Annotated in this window: 13 protein-coding genes; 10 read left to right on the top strand and 3 right to left on the bottom strand. The window is 72.9% G+C overall.

All coding sequences use genetic code 11. The annotated features are described in order from the left end of the window. Window positions 1-171 precede the first annotated feature (171 nt). On the top strand, window positions 172-1,098 hold the full coding sequence (locus tag B0E54_RS01510; RefSeq protein ID WP_234581310.1) for a 2-hydroxyacid dehydrogenase: 927 nt from the start codon (window positions 172-174) through the stop codon (window positions 1,096-1,098). Window positions 1,099-1,123: 25 nt separating this feature from the next. Here B0E54_RS01510 and B0E54_RS01505 read toward each other — a convergent pair whose 3' ends face one another. Continuing rightward, window positions 1,124-1,516: a PH domain-containing protein gene (locus B0E54_RS01505; protein ID WP_234581309.1), complete on the bottom strand. Its 393-nt coding sequence runs from the start codon at window positions 1,514-1,516 to the stop codon at window positions 1,124-1,126. Between the two features lie 215 nt (window positions 1,517-1,731). Here B0E54_RS01505 and B0E54_RS01500 point away from each other — a divergent pair, with 215 nt between their 5' ends. Continuing rightward, window positions 1,732-4,176, top strand: a complete 2,445-nt coding sequence (locus B0E54_RS01500; RefSeq protein WP_234581308.1) for a GGDEF domain-containing phosphodiesterase — start codon at window positions 1,732-1,734, stop codon at window positions 4,174-4,176. A gap of 14 nt (window positions 4,177-4,190) precedes the next feature. Here B0E54_RS01500 and B0E54_RS01495 read toward each other — a convergent pair whose 3' ends face one another. Continuing rightward, a complete protein-coding gene (locus B0E54_RS01495; RefSeq protein ID WP_234581306.1) occupies window positions 4,191-5,210 on the bottom strand; it encodes a LacI family DNA-binding transcriptional regulator in 1,020 nt (339 codons plus the stop codon). Between the two features lie 135 nt (window positions 5,211-5,345). Here B0E54_RS01495 and B0E54_RS01490 point away from each other — a divergent pair, with 135 nt between their 5' ends. From B0E54_RS01490 to B0E54_RS01480, 3 genes are all read left to right on the top strand, one after another. Continuing rightward, complete coding sequence (locus B0E54_RS01490; protein WP_234581305.1) at window positions 5,346-7,796, top strand: glycoside hydrolase family 2 protein; 2,451 nt, start codon at window positions 5,346-5,348, stop codon at window positions 7,794-7,796. 93 nt (window positions 7,797-7,889) lie between these two features. After that, window positions 7,890-8,228: a helix-turn-helix transcriptional regulator gene (locus tag B0E54_RS01485; RefSeq protein WP_234581303.1), complete on the top strand. Its 339-nt coding sequence runs from the start codon at window positions 7,890-7,892 to the stop codon at window positions 8,226-8,228. Next, window positions 8,225-9,904: a SulP family inorganic anion transporter gene (locus B0E54_RS01480; RefSeq protein WP_234581301.1), complete on the top strand. Its 1,680-nt coding sequence runs from the start codon at window positions 8,225-8,227 to the stop codon at window positions 9,902-9,904. Before B0E54_RS01485 ends, B0E54_RS01480 begins: the two co-directional genes overlap by 4 nt. 66 nt (window positions 9,905-9,970) lie before the next feature. Here B0E54_RS01480 and ilvD read toward each other — a convergent pair whose 3' ends face one another. Next, window positions 9,971-11,818, bottom strand: a complete 1,848-nt coding sequence (gene ilvD / locus B0E54_RS01475) for a dihydroxy-acid dehydratase (protein ID WP_234581299.1) — start codon at window positions 11,816-11,818, stop codon at window positions 9,971-9,973. A 129-nt stretch (window positions 11,819-11,947) separates the two neighbouring features. Between ilvD and B0E54_RS01470 the strand changes: the two genes are divergently transcribed. The 5 genes from B0E54_RS01470 (at window position 11,948) to serA (ending at window position 19,996) form a co-directional block, all read left to right on the top strand. Further along, entirely contained in the window at window positions 11,948-14,302 is a 2,355-nt protein-coding gene (locus tag B0E54_RS01470) for an EAL domain-containing protein (protein ID WP_255786285.1), read from the top strand. Between the two features lie 188 nt (window positions 14,303-14,490). After that, window positions 14,491-16,377, top strand: coding sequence for an acetolactate synthase large subunit (locus tag B0E54_RS01465; protein WP_234581296.1), 1,887 nt, complete (start codon window positions 14,491-14,493; stop codon window positions 16,375-16,377). Between the two features lie 2 nt (window positions 16,378-16,379). Beyond that, window positions 16,380-16,895, top strand: coding sequence for an acetolactate synthase small subunit (ilvN, locus tag B0E54_RS01460; RefSeq protein ID WP_124815780.1), 516 nt, complete (start codon window positions 16,380-16,382; stop codon window positions 16,893-16,895). 56 nt (window positions 16,896-16,951) lie between these two features. Further along, complete coding sequence (ilvC, locus tag B0E54_RS01455; protein WP_234581295.1) at window positions 16,952-17,965, top strand: ketol-acid reductoisomerase; 1,014 nt, start codon at window positions 16,952-16,954, stop codon at window positions 17,963-17,965. A 432-nt stretch (window positions 17,966-18,397) separates the two neighbouring features. Next, window positions 18,398-19,996, top strand: coding sequence for a phosphoglycerate dehydrogenase (gene serA / locus B0E54_RS01450; RefSeq protein WP_234581293.1), 1,599 nt, complete (start codon window positions 18,398-18,400; stop codon window positions 19,994-19,996). The last annotated feature ends 14 nt before the right edge of the window (window positions 19,997-20,010 follow it).

The following is a 20,010-nucleotide window of genomic DNA, read 5'->3' as shown; positions in this document are numbered from 1 at the left end:
CGGGGCGGAGGCCGACCGGCCCTCCGATCCTTGGTTATACCTCGTCAGGGCCGGGACCGAACATCGGTGTGCCGAGTCTCGCCCGCGCCGACGCCGCGCGCCATCCCCCGTGACGCCGGATCACCGCCGTGCCCGCACCGGCCGTCGCGCCGGAGGCTATCGTCGGCGGACGTGAAGGTATGGATTCCGCATCAGGCCGGCCTGAACCTCGTCGGCGAGCTGCCCCCGGACGTGACTGTGGAGGTCGCCGAACACGCCGACCGGTTGCCGTCCGACCCGGCCGACGTCCGTTTCTGGGTACCGCCGTTCCTGAGCGGGTCGGACGCGACGGCGCTGCTGCACGAACTCCATGATCTGGAGGCGGTGCAGCTGCTCTCCGCCGGGGCGGACGCCTGGGTCGGCCGGATGCCCGAGGGGGTCACCCTCTGCGACGCCCGTGGGGTGCACGACCCGTCCACCGCCGAGTGGGTGGTCACCGCGATCCTCGCCCAGCTGCGGGCCTTCGGAGCCTTCGCCCGCGCGCAGGCGCAGCGGCGGTGGGCGTACGACGGCAACGCGCCGACCGACGAGCTGACCGGTAAGCGGGTGCTGATCATCGGGGCCGGCTCGATCGGCACGGCGGTGCGGGACCGGCTCGCGCCGTTCGAGGTGAGCTTCACCCTGGTCGCCCGGACGGCCCGGCCCGAGCAGGGCGTGCACGCCGTCGCGGAGCTGCCTCGGCTGCTGCCCGACGCCGACGTGGTGGTCGTGCTGGTGCCGCTCACCGACCAGACCCGTGGCCTGATCGACGAGGACTTCCTGGCGGCGATGCCGGACGGGGCGCTGCTCGTCAACGCGGCGCGCGGCCCGGTGGCCCGTACCGAGGCGCTCGTCGCCGAACTGGCCACCGGTCGGATCTCGGCCGCGCTGGACGTCACCGACCCGGAGCCGCTTCCCGCCGACTCCCCGCTGTGGACGATGCCGAACGTGCTGCTCACCCCGCACGTGGCCGGCTCGGTGCGCGGGCTGCTGCCGCGCGCGTACCGGCTGGTCGGCGACCAGGTACGGCGGTTCGCCGCCGGTCAGCCGCTGATCAACACGGTGGTCGACGGCTACTGATCGGGCCGCGCGGCACGGGTCGGGCTCACGGGCCGGGTGTTTCGGCGGCCCCGTCCGGCAGCGTCTGGCCGGTGGCCGAGACCAGTCGGGGCAGGTCGGTGCCGCGGACTGCCGGTAGGAGGACCTGCTGGCCGTCGTCGAGGCGGGCGACGGCACGCCCGCGCGCGTCGGTGGCCAGCTCGACGACCCGGTCCCAGCCGATCCGACGCTGCCCGAACAGCGCCCGCAGGCGCAGTTCCCGGGCGTCGGCGTCGGTGCCGGCCCGCCAGGCCCACACCCCGACGGCGAGGGGGACGAGCAGCACCGGCAGCAGGTACGCCCGGGCGTTGGCCAGCGGCAGGGCGCCGACGAAGGCGATGACGGCGGCGGCCAGGATGGCTTGGTTGTAGCGGAAGCGGACCGTGTCGGGCGTACTCACCCCGCGATGATCCCACCCCTGGTCGGCGCGGGTCGCGGCGGGCGGCGCCACGGGGTCCGGACGCCGTACAGTGACACAGGTCACTGCTTCGCGCCGGTGATCGACGCGTAACCAATCTGGTCGCCGGTCGTTTCCCACTGTTGGGCAGCGGACCCGCAACGTCCGCCGCCTTGCACCGTCGCACCGCCCCGTGCCCCCTCACGAAGGCGACCGCCGTGCTCCTCGCGTACCCGTTCCGTGTTCTCGTCCCCCGCCGGGCGGCCCCGGAGGTCGCCGTGTCCACGGCCGTGGCGCTGCTCGTCCTCGCCGGGGCTGCCGAGCTGGTCCCGGCCCCGGTGGTGATCGCGTTGTCCGGTGGCGCGGGCGCCACGCTCGCCGGCGTACGACTCTCCCGGCTCGCCGGCCACCGATCCACCGACCCCTCGTGGCGGACGGCAGCTGTGCTGCTCGACGCGGCGGTGGTGGCGGCCGGCTGCGTGGCCGCCGCGTTGCCGCTGGTCGACGCCGGGCACCGCGCTGCCGCGCTGCTCGGATCGCTGACCGTGGCGGTCCTGTCCGTGGCCGGGCTGCGTCGGCTCCCCGTCCGGTCGCCGCGCGCGGCGCGGCTGCGAGGGCTGGTCGAGGCGACCGGCCCGACTGTCGGTCTGACCCTCGCCGGCTGGTTGCTGCTGCCCCCCGACACGCTGCCGGCGCCGGCCCGACTGGTGGCGGCGCTGGCGCTCGGAGTGCTGGGCATGGCCGCGCTTCACACGTTCACCGGGTCCTCTCGGCGCTCGGGCGACGCGATCTGCCGGGGCGGCGCCCTGCTCACCCTGGTCGGGCTGGCGCTGCTGACGGTCCTGCCACCCGCGCCGACGGGCCGGGCGGCGCTGCTCGCGGCGCCGCCGCTGGTGCTCGGGATGCTGCTGACCGCGCTGGGCGCGAGGTCCGCGCTGGCGACGGCCAGCGCGCAGCCGGTGACCGGGCCGCCCGCCGTGACGTGGCCACGGGTGGTGCTCCCGGCGTCGGTGCTGCTGCTCGCGGCGGGGCTGAACGTGGGATCCGGCCGCACTCCGGACCGGACGAGTGTGCTGCTTGCCCTGGCGGCGGTGCCACCACTGGTCCTGCGGGAGCTGCTGCGCGCCGGCGACGCGGGCGCCGGGGGGCGGCCCGCCGCACACCGCCGACGCCCCGATCGCACGGTCCGACAGCACCGGGCGGCGCAACCGCCCTGGCCGGGTACGACCGAGGGCGCGTCCACGCACGACCTGAGCCCCGACGCCACGCCGTGGTCGTCCGAGCCGGGCGCGACCGCGGGCGTCGACGGCGCCTGGCTTTCCGACGGTGGCGCCGCCGCGATGAACGGTGGTGCCGCCGCGACGAGCGGCGTCGACGCGGCGTGGCCCGACGTGGGTGTCGCCTGGTCGACGTCCGACCACCGGTCCGGTTCGGCCGGGGACCGGGCGGCGCTGCTGGACGCCCTCGCCGCCATCGGCGACGTGCCCGCGCCGACCGGCGCGCTGCTGCTGGTGGAGCTGCACGGCGTGGACGGGCTCGGCCCGGTCGCGCGGGAGGACGTGCTGGCCGAGGCGGTCCGGCGGGCTCGCGCGGTCGTTGGGCCCGACGACCTGGTGACCGGCTGCACCGGCACCGGCTTCGCGGTGGTCACCCCCGCCGGGCCGGTGCTGGCGTACGCGCTGGGCACCCGGCTGCTGACCGCGTTGACTCCGCCCTACCAACCGGCCGGGTCGGTGCTGCGCGTGCAGGCGAGCATCGGGCTGGCCGAGGTCGGTGGGGCGGGGCCTGCCGACGTGCTCCGTCAGGCCGAGCTGGCCCGGCGGCGTGCGGTGCAGCTCGGCCGGGACCGGGTCGAGTGGTACGACGCGTTCCTGGAGGAGCAGTTGGTGCGCCGGCTCGATCTGGAACGTGAGCTGCCCGGCGCGGTGGCGCGGGGGGAGCTGGACCTGGTCTACCAGCCGGTGCTCGACCTGACCGACCGGCAGCCGGTGGGCGCCGAGGCGCTTCTGCGCTGGCGCAGCCCGGTGCTGGGCACGGTGCTTCCGGCCGAGTTGCTGCCGGTCGCCGAGGATCTGGATCTGGTCGGTGAGTTCGAATGGTGGGTGCTGGACCGGGCCTGCCGACAGTTGGCCGACTGGTCGGCGGGCCCCCGTGAGCTGTGGATGGCGATCAACGTGACCACCCGGGAGTTGACCATTCCCGACTTCGTGCAGCGCACCGCCGCGGTGCTGGCCGCGTACGGGGTGTCGCCGGAGCGGTTGGTGGTGGAGGTGGCCGAGCCGCAGATCGGCGCCGACCTGTCGACAGTGGTGGCCCGGCTGGCGGGGCTCCGGTCGCTGGGTGTCCGCACCGCGCTCGACGACTTCCGGGCCGAGCACGCGTCACTGGCCCAGCTGCGCCGCCTGCCGATCGACCTGCTGAAGGTGGGCCCCGAGCTGGTGGGGGCACAGCCGGTGGGGCAGCCGCCGTTGATCGACGTGGTGGTCAGCGTGGGCGAGCGGTTGGGTGTGGAGATCGTCGCCGAGGAGTTGGAGTCACCGGCCCAGGTCGAGGGGGCGCGTCGGGCCGGCTGCCGCTACGGGCAGGGCTTCGCGCTGGTCCGTCCGGCCACCGCCGAGCGGGTCGAGGCGTACTTCGAGGAGTTCCCCTCGGCGTCCCGCTGAGGCACTGAACCGGTTCACTTGTCGCGCGGCGGTGCGGTGCTGCCGCGCGGGGTCAGCTGCGGGCTCTCGTCCTGCACGCGCGTCGCCGGCTGCCCCCCGATGACGGCGAGCAGGTGGCGGGCGGCGTGCGCGCCGTACGCCGGGATGTCGCGGCCCAGCGCCGTCAGGGGCGGGTGCACCAGCCGGCACAGGGGCGAGTCGTCCCACGCCACGATGGACAGGTCGTCCGGCACGGTGAGGCCCATCTCCTGGGCGACCGAGAGCCCGGCGACGGCCATCACGTCGTTGTCGTAGATGACCGCCGTGGGCCGCGCGGCGGAGCTGAGCAGTCGGCGGGTGACCCGGCCACCCTCCTCACCTGTGTAGTCGGAGAAGACGGTGACCGCCTCGGTCAGGCCGAGGCGCTGGCACACCGCCGCGAAGGCGTCGGTACGGATCTCGGTGTGGCGCAGGTCGGGCAGGCCGCCGACCCGGGCGATGCGGCGGTGCCCGAGCGCCACCAGGTACTCCACCGCCTCGGTCAGCGCGACCGCGTCGTCGGACCAGAGGCTGGCCAGCTCGCCGGTGCCGCCGGGCCCGCCGATCACCACGGCCGGCAGTTGGAGCTGTTGCAGGGCGGCGATGCGGCGGTCGTCGGTGCGCAGGTCGCAGACGAGCACCCCGTCCACCCGGCGCTCGCCCCACCAGCGCCGGTACACCGCGATCTCGGCGTCGTGGTCGGCCACCACCTGGAGGGTCAGCGCGTACGAGCGGGCCGAGAGTTCGGCCTCCACACCACTGATCAGCGCCATGAAGAACGGCTCGACGCCCAGCGTCCGGGCGGGCCGGCACAGGGCCAGGCCGACGGCGCCGGCGGTGGCGGCGGAGAGCGCCCGCGCGGCGCTGCTCGGGCTGAACCCGATCTCGGTAGCGATGGCGAGAATGCGTGCCCGGGTGGCCGCCGAGACTCCGGGCTGCCCGTTCAGCGCGTACGACACGGCACCCTTGGACACGCCTGCGCGACGGGCGACGTCGGCGATTGTCGGCCGCTTCACCGGCGTGCTCCTCTACCGCTCGGGGCTCGTCAACCGGTCTTTGACAGCCCGGAAGTCGAATCGTACGGTGGCTGAGCTTATCCGGTTCAGTCCACGTTCTCTCGACCACGAAGGTCACGAAGGTGCGGTGAAGTCTTGAGTCGACAGGCCCTCCACGACGGCTGGACCCTGCGGGCGGCACCCGGAGCGCAGGTGCCGGCGGAGATCGCCGGTCGATCCGTGCCGGCGACCGTCCCCGGGTGCGTGCACACCGACCTGCTCGACGCCGGGCTGATCGCCGATCCGTACCTCGACGACAACGAGCTGTCCCTGGCCTGGATCGGGCGTACCGACTGGCACTACCGGACGACCTTCGGGGCTCCGGCCGGCGACCACGACCGGGTCGACCTGGTCTGCGCCGGCCTGGACACCGTCGCCACCATCAGCGTCAACGGGGTCGAGGTCGGCCGTACCGAGAACATGCACCGCGGCCACCGGTTCGACGTCTCCTCGCTGCTGCGCGACGGCGACAACGACCTGGCCGTCGCGTTCGGGTCGGCCTACCGCTACGCCGAGGCGCAGCGCGACCGCCTCGGCGACCGCCCCAACGCGTATCCGGAGCCCTTCCAGTTCGTCCGCAAGATGGCCTGCAACTTCGGCTGGGACTGGGGGCCGACGCTGGTGACCGCCGGCATCTGGCAGGACATCGCCCTGCACGCCTGGTCAACGGCCCGGCTGGCAGGCGTCCGCCCGCTGGTCACCCTCGCCGGCGGCGACGGCCGGGTCGAGGTGCACGTCGAGGTCGAGCGGGTCGCGGACGTCCCGCTGACCGTCCGCGCCACAGTCGCCGACGTCAGCGCCGAGGTGGTCGTTCCGGCCGGGCAGCGCACGGCCGTGCTGACCCTCACCGTCCGCGAGCCCGCGCTGTGGTGGCCACGGGGGTACGGCGAACAGAGCCGTCACCTGCTGGAGGTGACCCTGCACGCGCCGGACGGGGACACCCTGGACGGCTGGTCGCGGCGGATCGGTTTCCGCTCGGTGCGGCTGGACACCACCCCCGACGAACACGGCACCCCGTTCGTGCTGTCGGTCAACGACGTTCCGGTCTTCGTCCGGGGAGTCAACTGGATCCCCGACGACGCGTTCCCCACCCGGATCACGCGCGATCGGCTGGCCGGGCGGTTCGACCAGGCGATCGGGGCCAACGTCAACCTGCTGCGCGTCTGGGGCGGCGGCCGGTACGAGTCGGAGGACTTCTACGACCTCGCTGACGAACGCGGTCTGCTCGTCCAGCAGGACTTCCTCTTCGCCTGCGCCGCGTACCCCGAGGAGGAGCCGTTCGCCAGCGAGGTCGCCGCCGAGGCCGCCGAGCAGGTGACCCGGCTGACGCCGCACCCGTCGCTGGTCCTGTGGACCGGCAACAACGAGAACATCTGGGGCTGGCACGACTGGGACTGGCAGGAACCCCTCGCCGGCCGCACCTGGGGCCGGGGCTACTACCTCGACGTCCTGCCCCGCATCGTCGGCGAGCTGGACCCGACCCGCCCGTACTGGCCGGGCAGCCCCTGGTCGGGCACCGAGGCCATCCACCCCAACGACCCGGCGCACGGCACCACCCACATCTGGGACGTGTGGAACACCGACGACTACACGAGATACCGGGAGTACGTCCCGCGCTTCGTCGCCGAGTTCGGCTACCAGGCCCCACCGGCGTACGCCACGTTGCGGCGGGCGCTCAGCGATGATCCGCTCGCCCCCGACTCGCCGGGCATGGCGCACCACCAGAAGGCGGCCAACGGCGACGCCAAGCTCCAGCGGGGCCTGGACGCGCACCTGCCCGCCCCGGTCGACTTCGACGACTGGCACTACCTGACGCAGCTCAACCAGGCGCGGGCCATCCAGCTCGGGGTGGAGCACTTCCGCTCGCACCGCGACGTCTGTGCCGGCACGCTCGTCTGGCAGCTCAACGACTGCTGGCCGGTGACCTCCTGGTCGGCCGTCGACGGCGACGGTCGCCGCAAACCCCTGTGGTATGCGCTGCGCCACGCGTACGCCGACCGGCTGTTGACCGTGCAGCCCCGCGACGGTGGGCTGGCCCTGGTGGCGGTGAACGAGACAGCCGAGGCATGGACCGCGCCGGCCACGGTCACCCGCACCACCCTCGCCGGGGAGCCGAGGGCGAAGACCTCGGTCGACCTCGACGTCCCGGCGTACTCCTCGGTGGTGCTGGCGCTGCCGGCGGAGCTGGCGCGGCCGGACGAGAGCCGCCGTGAGCTGCTGGTCGCGGAGGCTGGCGACGCCGTGGAGCGGGCGCTGTGGTTCTTCGCCGAGGACCGGGACGTCGACTGGCCGGCGGCGGCCTGGGACGCGACTGTCGAACCGGTCGACGGAGGTCAGCGGGTGCGCGTCACCGCCCGCACGGTGCTGCGCGAGCTGACCCTCTTCCCGGACCGGCTGGACGCCTCCGCCACAGTGGACAGCGCCCTGGTCACCCTGCTGCCCGGCGAGTCGACGACGTTCACGGTGAGCGCGGGCGCGTCACTGGACGGGGCGGCTCTGACCCGTCGGCCGGTGCTGCGCTGCGTGAACGACATCGAGCGGAGCTAGGAGACCGTTACCGGCCGACCGGCCACCGCCTTGGCGCTAGTTGAAGATTTCTTCAAGTGATAAAGTCTTCGTGTCGACCGGGGAGGGGTGTACATGTCGGTGCCGCTGTACCAGGCGAAGGCCGAGCTATTTCGCACCCTCGGGCATCCGGTGCGCATCCGGGTGCTGGAGCTGCTCCAGGACGGCCCGAAACCGGTCCGCGACCTGCTCGCCATGATCGAGGTCGAGGCGTCGAACCTCTCCCAGCAGCTCGCCGTGCTGCGCCGTGCCGGAATGGTCACCTCACACCGCGACGGCCCCCTCGTCATGTACGCGCTCAGCACCCCCGACGTCGCCGACCTGCTGGCCGCCGGTCGACGCATCCTCGGCTCGGTCCTGACCGACCGGGACTCCCTCCTCGACGAGTTGCGCGCCACGAGCGGCGACCGGTGAGCGTCGCCATCCGGGCGACCCGCGAGCGGATCCTCGGGCTGCTGCCCGGCCGGGCCGACTGGGCGGCCGTCCACCGTTCACCGCGCCGCGACCTGCTGGCCGGGCTCACCGTGGCGGTGGTGGCGCTGCCACTGGCGCTGGCGTTCGGCGTCACCTCGGGGCTCGGCGCCCAGGCCGGTCTGATCACCGCCGTGATCGCCGGCGCGGTGGCCGCCGTCTTCGGCGGCTCCAACCTCCAGGTCTCCGGGCCGACCGGGGCGATGACCGTGGTGCTGGTGCCGGTGGTGCAGCAGTTCGGAGCCACCGGCGTGCTCATGGTCGGAGCGATGGCCGGCCTGGTGCTGATCGCGCTCGCCGTGGCCCGCCTGGGCCGGTACGTCCGCTACCTGCCCACCCCGGTGCTGGAGGGCTTCACCGCCGGCATCGCCGTGGTCATCGCCCTGCAACAGGTGCCCGCCGCGCTCGGCGTCACCGACGCGCACGGAGAGAAGATCTGGGCCGTCGCCGCCGACGCGGTAGCCCGTTTCGTCGTACACCCGCGGCCGGCGGCGCTCGCGGTGGCCCTCGCCGTCGCGGCGCTGATGCTGCTGGGCGCCCGGTGGCGGCCGGGCCTGCCGTTCTCCCTGCTCGGCGTGGCGGCCGCCACCGTCCTCGCCGAGGTCGCGCCGCTCGACCTGGTCCGGATCGGTGCGCTGCCGCAGGGCCTACCAGCGCCCTCACTCGGCTTCCTCGACCTCGGCGCGCTCGGCGTGCTGCTGCCCAGCGCGCTCGCCGTCGCCGCGCTCGCCGCCCTGGAGAGCCTGCTCTCCGCCACCGTCGCCGACGGCATGACCGTCGGCGAGCGGCACGACCCGGACCGGGAACTCTTCGGTCAGGGGCTGGCCAACCTCGCCGCCCCGCTCTTCGGCGGCATTCCGGCGACCGCCGCCATCGCCCGTACGGCGGTCAACGTCCGCGCCGGAGCGGCCTCGAAGCTGGCGGCCCTCACCCACGCCGTCGCCCTCGCCGCCATCGTGCTGGCCGCCGCGCCGTTGGTCGGCCGGATCCCACTCGCCGCCCTGGCCGGGGTCCTGCTGGCCACCACGGTCCGCATGGTGGAGGCTGGTTCGTTGTGGGCGCTGGCCCGCGCCACCCGGGGCGACGCGGTAGTGCTGGTACTCACCTTCGCCGTCACGGTGATCTGGGACCTCGTCACCGCCGTGGCGGTCGGCGTCGGCGTCGCCGTGGTGCTGGCCCTGCGCGCGGTAGCCCGCAGCGCCCGGCTGGAACAGGTGCCCCTCGACCCCGGTGAACACAGCGACGAGGAGTACGCGCTGCTCACCGAACACATCGTCGCGTACCGGCTGGACGGGCCGCTCTTCTTCGCCGCGGCCCACACCTTCCTGCTCGAACTCTCCGAGGTCGCCGACGTTCGCGTGGTCATCCTGCGGATGTCCCGCGTGACCACCATGGACGCCACCGGCGCGCACGTCCTCGGTGACGCGATCCGACGGCTGCGCGGACGCGGGATCACCGTCCTGCTCTCCGGCATCACACCCGCCCACGACCAGGTGCTCACCACCCTGGGGGTGGCTGACGAGCTGCGCCGCGAAGGGCTGGTCTTCACTGACACGCCGGCCGCGATCCGGCACGCCCGTGCGGCCGCGCTCTCCGTGGCGATCGGCCCGACCGGCTGATATCGGGGCATCCGGGTCGACGGGATGCCCCGACATCGCTGACGTCGTGTGGTCGCGGCCTGTTGTCTACTCCGGGACGCGGCGGTAGGCGCCGTCGCTGGCCGAGGTGGCCATCGAGGCGTACGCGCGCAGCGCCGCCGACACCGGCCGCTGCCGGTCCACGGGGGTGTACGGCTTGTCGCGCTTCTCCTCGGCCACCCGTCGCGCCTCCAGCTCGTCGGCGGGCACGTTCAGCTCGATGGACCGGCCCGGGATGTCGATGACGATCTCGTCGCCCTCGCGGACCAGGGCGATCAGCCCACCGGAGGCGGCCTCGGGGGAGGCGTGCCCGATGGAGAGGCCGGACGTGCCGCCGGAGAAGCGGCCGTCGGTGAGCAGCGCGCAGGAGCGGCCCAGCCCGCGACCCTTGAGGAACGAGGTGGGGTAGAGCATCTCCTGCATGCCGGGGCCACCCTTGGGGCCCTCGTAGCGGATCACCACGACGTCGCCGGCGACGACCTCCTTGGCGAGGATCGCGGTCACCGCGTCGTCCTGCGACTCGTAGACCTTCGCCGGACCGCGGAAGGTCAGACAGTCGTCCGGCACGCCTGCGGTCTTCACGACGCAGCCCTCCGGGGCCAGGTTGCCGTGCAGGATGGCGAGGCCGCCGTCGGCGGAGTACGCGTGCTCGCGGTCGCGGATGCAGCCCTCGGCCGCGTCGGTGTCGAGCGTCGACCAGCGGTTGGTGGTGGAGAAGGGCTCGACGGTGCGGACCCCGCCCGGTGCCGCGTGGAACAGCTCGACAGCCGTCGGCGTCGGCGAGCCGCCGCGCACGTCCCAGTCGGAGAGCCACTGCGCCAGCGAGGGGGAGTGCACGGCGTGCACGTTCCGGTTGAGCTGCCCGGCCCGGTCCAGCTCGCCGAGGATCGCCGGGATGCCACCGGCCCGGTGCACGTCCTCCATGTGGTACTTCGGGGAGTTCGGGGCGACCTTGGCCAGGCACGGGACCCGTCGGGAGATGGCGTCGATGTCGGCGACACCGAAGTCCAGCTCCGCCTCGCGGGCGGCGGCCAGCAGGTGCAGCACGGTGTTGGTGGAGCCGCCCATCGCCACGTCCAGGGCGACCGCGTTCTCGAAGGCGGCCTTGGAGGCGACCGTGCGGGGGAGCACCGAGTCGTCGTCGCCGTCGTACCACCGCTTGGCGATGTCCACGACGGTGCGGCCGGCCTCGACGAAGAGCGACCGGCGCGCGGCGTGGGTGGCCAGCGTCGAACCGTTGCCGGGCAGGGCGAGCCCGATCGCCTCGGTGAGGCAGTTCATCGAGTTGGCGGTGAACATCCCGGAGCAGGAGCCGCAGGTGGGGCAGGCGGAGCGCTCGATCTCGCCGAGCTGATCGTCGGTGACCGCCTCGTTCGACGACGCGATCATCGCGTCGATCAGGTCGATCTTGCTGTGCACGACGCCCTCGATCGCCGTCGTCTTGCCGGCCTCCATCGGGCCGCCGGAGACGAAGACTGTCGGGATGTTGAGGCGCAGCGCCGCCAGCAGCATGCCCGGGGTGATCTTGTCGCAGTTCGAGATGCAGACCAGGGCGTCCGCGCAGTGCGCGTTGACCATGTACTCCACCGCGTCGGCGATCAACTCCCGGCTGGGCAGGGAGTAGAGCATGCCGCCGTGGCCCATCGCGATGCCGTCGTCGACCGCGATCGTGTTGAACTCCCGCCCGACGCCGCCGGCCTCGGCCACCGCGTCGGCGACCAGACCGCCCATGTCCTTCAGGTGGACGTGACCCGGCACGAACTGGGTGAAACTGTTCGCGATGGCGACGATCGGCTTTCCGAAATCGTCGTCGGTCATCCCGGTGGCCCGCCAGAGGGCCCGGGCGCCGGCCATCGTCCGACCGTGTGTGGAAGTCCTCGATCGCAGCTCAGGCATGCGTACCAGCATGACACCGCCGCCGCGTCAGGCATCCGGTGTATCCGCCGTGTCCCAACAGATGCACATCCGGTCTCCCACGGCGTGCGCCCATCCGGCACTCTTGATGGCGTGCATCTCCCCCCGGGCATGGTCGCCGTCGCGGCGTTGAGCGGTCTGGTCGCAGCCGCGGCCACCGTGCTGCTGACCATTGTCGCGCGGAGGCGCAGCGGGCCGCGCCGGCCGGCGCACCTGCTGCTCGCGGCCGCCGCCGGGACGTCCCTGGCCAGTCTGTTGGTCGGTCTGGTGGCCGTGCTCTCCACCAACGAGCACTGGGCCCACGAGCAGAGTCAGCGCACCGGCTGGGCCACCGTGGCGGCGATCGGCACGGCGGTGAGCGGGCTGGCCTTCGCGGCCGGGCTGCTCCGGCTGCCGGGGGTCGCCGCCACCGCCGCGGGGACCGCCCGGCTCGCCCTGGACGGTCTGACCATGGCGGCGGCGCTGTGGTTCGTCGGCTGGGTGCTCTTCTCCGAGCCGACCCGGCTGCTCGGCGCCGCCACGCCGATGGCCTGCCCGGCGATCCTGGTGGCGACGGTGAGCGCGGCGCTCGGCGCCGGCCTCGCCGTGATCGTCGTCTTCCGGGCGGCCGCCCCGCGTCAGCGGCTGGCCGTGCTCACGGCCGGGATCAGCGCGGTGAGCTGCGGCGGGCTGGGCCTCAGCGCCGGGCTCTGCCAGGCGGGGCCGACGATGGCGCTCGCCGGCGCCGCGGTGCTGGCGGCGGGCCTGCTGACCACCGGGCTCGCCGTCCACCAGGCCGACCGGCCCGGGCACGTCGAGCTGGACCTGATCGGTCGCGACGGCGAGTACGCCATCGCCCCGATGCTGGCCATGGCGGCCTCGGCGATGTACCACCTCCTGCAGGACGGGCGGTTCACGGCGCCCGCCATTGTCGCCGGCAGCGTCGAGGGCTTCGCCCTGGTGGCGCGGCAGTACCTCACCCTCAAGGACGTCCGGGACTACGCCGGTCGGCTGGCCGAGCGGGAGGCGCACTTTCGCGAGCTGGCGCACACCGACCCGCTGACGTCGCTGGCCAACCGGCGGGGGCTGCTGCGCGCGCTGCACGACGGCGCGGCGGCGGGCACCCCGTGCGTGCTGCTCGGTCTGGATCTGGACGGCTTCAAGAACGTCAACGACATGCGCGGCCACGACGTGGGCGACGCCGTGTTGGCCGAGGTGGGCCGCCGGCTGCGCGGCAACCTGCGCCCGGGTGACGTGGCGGCCCGGCTCGGCGGCGACGAGTTCGCCGTGCTCATGCCGGCCCCGCCCACCGAGGCGGATCGGGTGGCCGAGCGGCTGCTCGGCGTGCTCAACCGGCCGTACGACCAGCCGGAAGGCCCGGTCTTTCTGTCCGTGAGCATCGGCGTGGCCGGGTGGGCCGGCGAACCCGACGTGGAGCTGCTGCTGCGCCACGCCGACCTGGCGCTGCGCTACGCCAAGCAGCGCGGCAAGAACCGGATCGAGCGTTACGACGCCGCGTACGACCAGTTGCTGCGCCGCCGCACCACGCTGGAGCACGAGCTGCGGGGCGCGATCGAGCGCGACGAGCTGCGGTTGGCCTTCCAGCCGGTGGCGTCGCTGCCGTCGGTGCGGCCGGTCGGCGCCGAGGCGCTGCTGCGCTGGCACCACCCCGAGCTGGGCAACATCCGCCCGGACGAGTTCATCCCGCTCGCCGAGGAGTGCGGGATGATCGCCACGCTCGGCGCGTGGGTGCTGCACCAGGCCTGCTACCAGCTCTCCCGTTGGCTGAGCGACGGGCACGACGTCTGGGTCTCGGTGAACGTCTCGCCGCGCGAGCTGCACGCCCCGGAGTACGTGGTCCAGGTCGCCGAGGCCCTGCGCGCCCACCATGTTCCGCCGCAGCGCCTGGTGCTGGAGGTCACCGAGCACGCGGTCGCCACCGACCTGGACGAGCTGATCCGGCGGCTGACCGCGCTGCGGCTGACCGGCGTACGGATCGCGCTGGACGACTTCGGCGCCGGCTACTCGTCCCTGGGGCAGCTGCGCCGGCTGCCGATCGACATCCTGAAGATCGACCACAGCCTGGTGGCCGAGCACGAGCCGGTCCGCCCGGTGGGCCAGGACGGTCCGGCGTTCGCGCCCATGGTCGACATCGTGATGCGGCTGGGCCACCAGTTGGGCCTGGAGGTCATCGCCGAGGGGGTCACCACGCCTACCGAGCTGGCCGCGGTGGTCGCCGCGGGCTGCCGGTTCGGGCAGGGCGCGCTGTTCGGCTGGGGAGTTCCGGCCGAGCACCTGGAGGCGATGCTGGAGGCGGCCACCTCGCCGGGTGCGCGGCCCGCCCCGCTGCCCGCTCCGCGCCGGGTTTCCGGCGGGTCCGGGCAGGTCATGCCGTCTGGTGACGGCGCGGCGTCGGCCGACTCGCCGCCCTCCGTTAACCAACATGTGGGATCAGTTGACTCATCGCGTGAGATGCGTCAGGCTTAGCCGCATGTCGTCGTACCGGTCGCTGCGAGTACTTACCTGAGCGCACTCTCCCTCATCGAGAGTGCGCTGGCCCCGTGCATCTGCACGAGGGCCGTTTTTATTGCCGTCGGAACCTGTCGCGACGGGCCCACGCCCGCCTCGCACCGCTGAACAAGCCCCAGCCACTCCAGCCGAAGGCCAGAACCGCCATGACGAGACCCACGCCCGAGACCCTCGCCCACACCGCCCGGCGGGCCCGCGCGACCGCCGACCCGGCCGGCACCGTCGACCCCGCCGCCGCCGCGCGCGCCGCGGCCACCCCGGCTGTCCCGGCCGTACGGACAGCCGCGCCGGCCCAGGTCTCCGGCGCCGGCTCGCTGGTGCGGTCCCTGGAGGCGCTCGGCGTCGACGTCGTCTTCGGCATCCCGGGTGGCGCGATCCTGCCGGCGTACGACCCGCTCTACGACTCCACCGTCCGGCACATCCTGGTCCGCCACGAGCAGGGCGCCGGGCACGCGGCGACCGGGTACGCGCAGGCCACCGGCAAGGTCGGCGTCTGCATGGCGACCTCCGGCCCGGGCGCGACCAACCTGGTCACGCCGATCGCCGACGCGTACATGGACTCGGTGGCGATGGTGGCGATCACCGGTCAGGTGGCCCGCCCGTCCATCGGCACCGACGCCTTCCAGGAGGCGGACATCCAGGGCATCACGCTGCCGATCACCAAGCATAACTTCCTCGTGCAGACCGCCGAGGAGATCCCGCAGGTGCTGGCCGAGGCGTTCCACCTGGCCAGCACGGGCCGGCCCGGCCCGGTGCTGGTCGACATCCCCAAGGACGTGCTCCAGGCGGCGACCACCTTCTCCTGGCCGCCCACCCTGGACCTGCCCGGCTACCGGCCCACCCTGCACCCGCACGGTAAGCAGATCCGGGAGGCGGCGCGGCTGATGGCCGCAGCCCGGCGGCCGGTGCTCTACGTTGGCGGCGGGGTGCTCAAGGCCGGTGCCACCGACGGACTGCGCCGGCTGGCCGAGCTGACCGGCATCCCGGTCGTCACCACGCTGATGGCGCTCGGCGCGTTCCCCGACTCGCATCAGCAGCACCTGGGGATGCCCGGCATGCACGGCACCGTCGCCGCGGTCTACGGCCTGCAGAAGGCGGATCTGATCGTCGCGCTGGGCGCACGCTTCGACGACCGGGTCACCGGCAAGCTGGACTCGTTCGCCCCGGACGCGGCGGTCGTGCACGCGGACATCGACCCCGCCGAGATCGGCAAGAACCGGCACGTGGACGTGCCGATCGTCGGTGACGCCAAGCACGTCATCGACGAGCTGATCGCCGCGGTCACCGCCGAGCGGTCGGCGGGGCGTACGGCCGACCTCGGTGACTGGTGGACGCAGCTGGACGACCTGCGCAACCGTTACCCGCTGGGCTACGACGAGCCGGTCGACGGGACCCTGTCCCCGCAGTACGTGATCAAGCGGCTGGGCGAGATCGTCGGCCCGGACGCGATCTTCGTGGCCGGGGTGGGCCAGCACCAGATGTGGGCGTCGCAGTTCATCTCCTACGAGAAGCCGTACACCTGGTTGAATTCCGGCGGCCTCGGCACGATGGGCTACGCGGTTCCGGCGGCGATGGGCGCCAAGGTCGGCAAGCCGGACACGGTGGTCTGGGCGGTGGACGGGGACGGCTGCTTCCAGATGACCAACCAGGAGTTGGCCACCTGTGCGTTGGAGGGCATCCCGGTCAAGATCGCCGTCATCAACAACGGCAATCTCGGCATGGTCCGCCAGTGGCAGACGCTCTTCTACAACGAGCGCTACTCCAACACCGAGCTCGGCACCCACAAGCACCGCATCCCGGACTTCGTCAAGCTCGCCGAGGCCCTGGGCTGCGTCGGGCTGCGGTGCGAGAGCGCGGCTGACGTGGACAAGACCATCGCCGCCGCGATGGAGATCAACGACGCGCCAGTGGTGATCGACTTCGTGGTCGGCAAGGACGCGATGGTCTGGCCGATGGTCGCCGCCGGCACCAGCAACGACGAGATCATGTTCGCCCGTGGCGTCCGCCCGGTCTTCGACGAGGATGACATCTGACCATGACCATGCATACCCTGTCAGTGCTTGTGGAGAACAAGCCCGGCGTGCTCGCCCGGGTCTCGGGCCTGTTCTCCCGGCGCGGGTTCAACATCGACAGCCTCGCCGTCGGCGAGACCGAGAACCCGGACGTCTCCCGGATCACCATCGTGGTCAACGCGGAGTCGTCCCCGTTGGAGCAGGTCACCAAGCAGCTCAACAAGCTGGTCAACGTGCTCAAGATCGTTGAGCTGGACCCGCAGGTCTCGGTTGCCCGCGAGCTGCTGCTGGTGAAGGTCCGTGCCGACCGGTCCGCGCGGTCGCAGGTGCTGGAGACCGTCAACCTGTTCCGCGCCCGGGTGGTTGACGTCGCACCGGACACCCTGACCATCGAGGCAACCGGCACACCGGACAAGCTCGACGCGCTGCTGCGCGACCTCGAGTCCTTCGGCATCAAGGAAATGGTCCAGTCCGGGCTGGTGGCCATCGGGCGCGGCTCGCGTTCGATCACCGCCGGCCCCGCGCTGCGCGCCGCCTGACCCATCCGCACAGACCACGACGGGCACTCAGGCCGTCGTACGAAAGGGAAGTTCTCATGAGCGTTGAGGTGTACTACGACGACGATGCCGACCTCGGCCTGATCCAGGCCAAGAAGGTCGCGGTGATCGGCTACGGCAGCCAGGGGCACGCCCACGCGCTGTCGCTGCGCGACTCCGGCGTCGACGTGGTGATCGGTCTGCCGGAGGGCTCGAAGAGCCGTCCGAAGGCCGAGGAGCAGGGCCTGCGGGTGCTCACGCCGGCAGAGGCCTCGGCCGAGGCGGACGTGATCATGGTGCTCGCGCCGGACACCGCCCAGCGCAAGATCTACGCCGAGTCGATCGAGCCGCACCTGGCTCCGGGCAAGGCGATCTTCTTCGGCCACGGCTTCAACATCCGGTACGGCCTGATCAAGCCGCCGGCCGAGGTGGACGTGGCGATGGTCGCGCCCAAGGGCCCCGGCCACCTGGTCCGCCGCCAGTACAGCGACGGCAAGGGCGTGCCCTGTCTCGTCGCCGTCGAGCAGGACGCCAGCGGCAACGCGCTCGCGCTCGCCCTCGCGTACGCCAAGGGGATCGGCGGCACCCGGGCCGGCGCGATCAGGACCACCTTCACCGAGGAGACCGAGACCGACCTCTTCGGCGAGCAGGCGGTGCTCTGCGGCGGCGCCTCGGCGCTGGTGCAGACCGGTTTCGAGGTGCTCACCGAGGCGGGCTACGCCCCGGAGGTCGCGTACTTCGAGTGCCTGCACGAGCTGAAGCTGATCGTCGACCTCATGTACGAGGGCGGCATCGCGAAGATGCGTTACAGCATCTCCGACACCGCCGAGTACGGCGACCTGTCCCGGGGCTCGCGCATCATCGACTCCCGGGTCAAGGACGAGATGCGCAAGATCCTGGGTGAGATCCAGTCGGGCGAGTTCGCCCGCGAGTGGGTCGCCGAGGACGAGGCCGGCCGGCCGAACTTCACCAAGTGGCAGGCCGAGGGTGCGGCGCACCCGATCGAGGAGACCGGCCGGAAGCTGCGCGGGATGATGAGCTGGGTCGACCGTCCGATCACCGAGACCGCCTGACCGTCCGGCCAGACGAGTCTCCGACGGCCCCGGGCCCGCGCTCTCCCCAGCGCGACCCGGGGCCGTCGACGATGCGCCTCCGCCGGCGGCGGCCCTGGCACTTCCTCGGGTGGCAGTGTCGCCGGTGAGCCGTATACCTGGCAGGCATATTCATACCTCTGCGGTATGTCGCCCACCACAGTGGTGAGCCCCACCCCGTGCGCACGGCGCGCGACGACGGTTTCGCGGTGGTGAACGGGTGATGTCCATCGCTCGACCGCGCGTGTGAGGGCACTCACCCCGAAGACCGGAACACGCCGGCCAGCGTGGCCCCTACGATCGCGGGTAGGTGCGCTGAGCCGGCACCTGACGGCCACGGCACGGATCAGCGCGGGGCGCAGTGCGGCGCCCCGCCGCCCGGGCCGATCGCAAACACGACCTCTACGAGGACCGATGAATCCTGTCGTACTGATCGCCGAAGAACTCGCCCCCGCCGCCATCGAGGTGCTCGCTCACGACTTCGACGTCCGTCACGTCGACGGCACCGACCGTCCGGCCCTGCTCTCGGCGCTCTCCGAGGCCGACGCCGTCATCGTGCGCAGCGCGACCCAGATCGACGCCGAGGCGGTCGCCGCCGCGCCGCGACTCAAGGTGGTCGCCCGGGCCGGCGTCGGTCTGGACAACGTCGAGGTGCCGGCCGCCACCGCACGGGGCGTCATGGTCGTCAACGCGCCCACCTCCAACATCGTCTCCGCCGCCGAGCAGGCAGTCGCACTGCTGCTCGCCGTGGCCCGCAACACCGCGAGCGCCAGCTCCGCGCTCAAGGCGGGGGAGTGGAAGCGGTCGAAGTACACAGGTGTCGAGGTGCAGGGCAAGACCGTCGGCGTGGTCGGGCTCGGTCGTATCGGGGTGCTCTTCGCGCAGCGCATCGCCGCCTTCGGCACCCGGCTGATCGCGTACGACCCGTACATCCAGCCGGCCCGTGCGGCGCAGCTCGGCGTCCGCCTGGTCGGGTTGGACGAGCTGCTGCGCGAGAGCGACTTCATCTCCATCCACCTGCCGAAGACGCCCGAGACGGTGGGCCTGATCGGTGAGAAGGAGCTGGCGATCGTCAAGCCCGGCGTCCGCATCGTGAACGCCGCCCGCGGTGGCCTGGTGGACGAGCAGGCGCTCGCGAACGCCATCGCCGAGGGTCGGGTCGCCGGCGCCGGCGTCGACGTGTACTCCAAGGAGCCGTGCACCTCCTCGCCGCTGTTCGCCTTCGACAACGTGGTGGCCACCCCGCACCTGGGCGCCTCGACGCACGAGGCGCAGGACAAGGCGGGCCTCGCGGTGGCCAAGAGCGTGAAGCTGGCGTTGCAGGGCGAGTTCGTCCCCGACGCGGTGAACGTCCAGGCCGGCGGCGTGGTCGCCGAGGACGTCCGCCCGCTGCTCCCGCTTGCCGAGAAGCTGGGCCGCGCGTTCACCGCCGTCGCCGGCGGGGTCGCCGCCAGCGTCGCCGTGGAGGTGCGCGGCGAGATCGTCGGCCACGACGTGTCGGTGCTCAAGCTCGCCGCGACGAAGGGCCTGTTCAGCTCCGTCGTCGAGGAGCAGGTCACCTACGTCAACGCCCCGCACCTGGCCGCCGAGCGCGGCGTCGAGGTCACGCTGGAGAGCCTGGCCGAGACGGCCGACCAGCCCACCCTCGTGACGGTGCGCGGCGCTCTGCCGGACGGCCGCACGGTCAGCGTCTCCGGCACGGTCACCCACTCCGGCGCCCGCGACGTCCCCCGACTGACCGAGGTGGACGGTTTCGACGTGGAGATCGCCGCGGAGGGCATCCTGCTCTTCCTGCGCTACGCCGACCGGCCGGGCGTCGTCGGCACCGTCGGCACCCTGCTCGGCGAGTCGGGCATCAACATCGCCGCGATGCAGGTGGCCCGGCGTGAGGCGGGCGGCGAGACCCTGATGACGCTCACCGTCGACCAGGCGCTCGGCGCGGAGCTGCTCACCTCGGCGGCCGACTCGATCGGCGCGACCGCCGCCAGCGCGGCGGACCTGCGCGACGAGTAGTCGGCGGTCACGCC

The sequence above is a fragment of the Micromonospora sp. MH99 genome, assembly GCF_021442385.1.
Classification (GTDB): Bacteria; Actinomycetota; Actinomycetes; order Mycobacteriales; family Micromonosporaceae; genus Micromonospora.
The sequence above is the reverse complement of the archived record's forward strand: the minus strand, read 5'-3'. Positions and strand labels throughout refer to the sequence as shown.

Excerpts from the sequence above, each read along its gene's own strand:
- B0E54_RS01485 (WP_234581303.1), top strand. The coding sequence starts at position 7,890 with ATGTCGGTGCCGCTGTACCAGGCGAAGGCCGAGCTATTTCGCACCCTC.
- ilvD (WP_234581299.1), bottom strand. The coding sequence starts at position 11,818 with ATGCCTGAGCTGCGATCGAGGACTTCCACACACGGTCGGACGATGGCC.
- B0E54_RS01470 (WP_255786285.1), top strand. The coding sequence starts at position 11,948 with ATGGTCGCCGTCGCGGCGTTGAGCGGTCTGGTCGCAGCCGCGGCCACC.
- B0E54_RS01465 (WP_234581296.1), top strand. The coding sequence starts at position 14,491 with ATGACGAGACCCACGCCCGAGACCCTCGCCCACACCGCCCGGCGGGCC.
- ilvN (WP_124815780.1), top strand. The coding sequence starts at position 16,380 with ATGACCATGCATACCCTGTCAGTGCTTGTGGAGAACAAGCCCGGCGTG.
- ilvC (WP_234581295.1), top strand. The coding sequence starts at position 16,952 with ATGAGCGTTGAGGTGTACTACGACGACGATGCCGACCTCGGCCTGATC.
- serA (WP_234581293.1), top strand. The coding sequence starts at position 18,398 with ATGAATCCTGTCGTACTGATCGCCGAAGAACTCGCCCCCGCCGCCATC.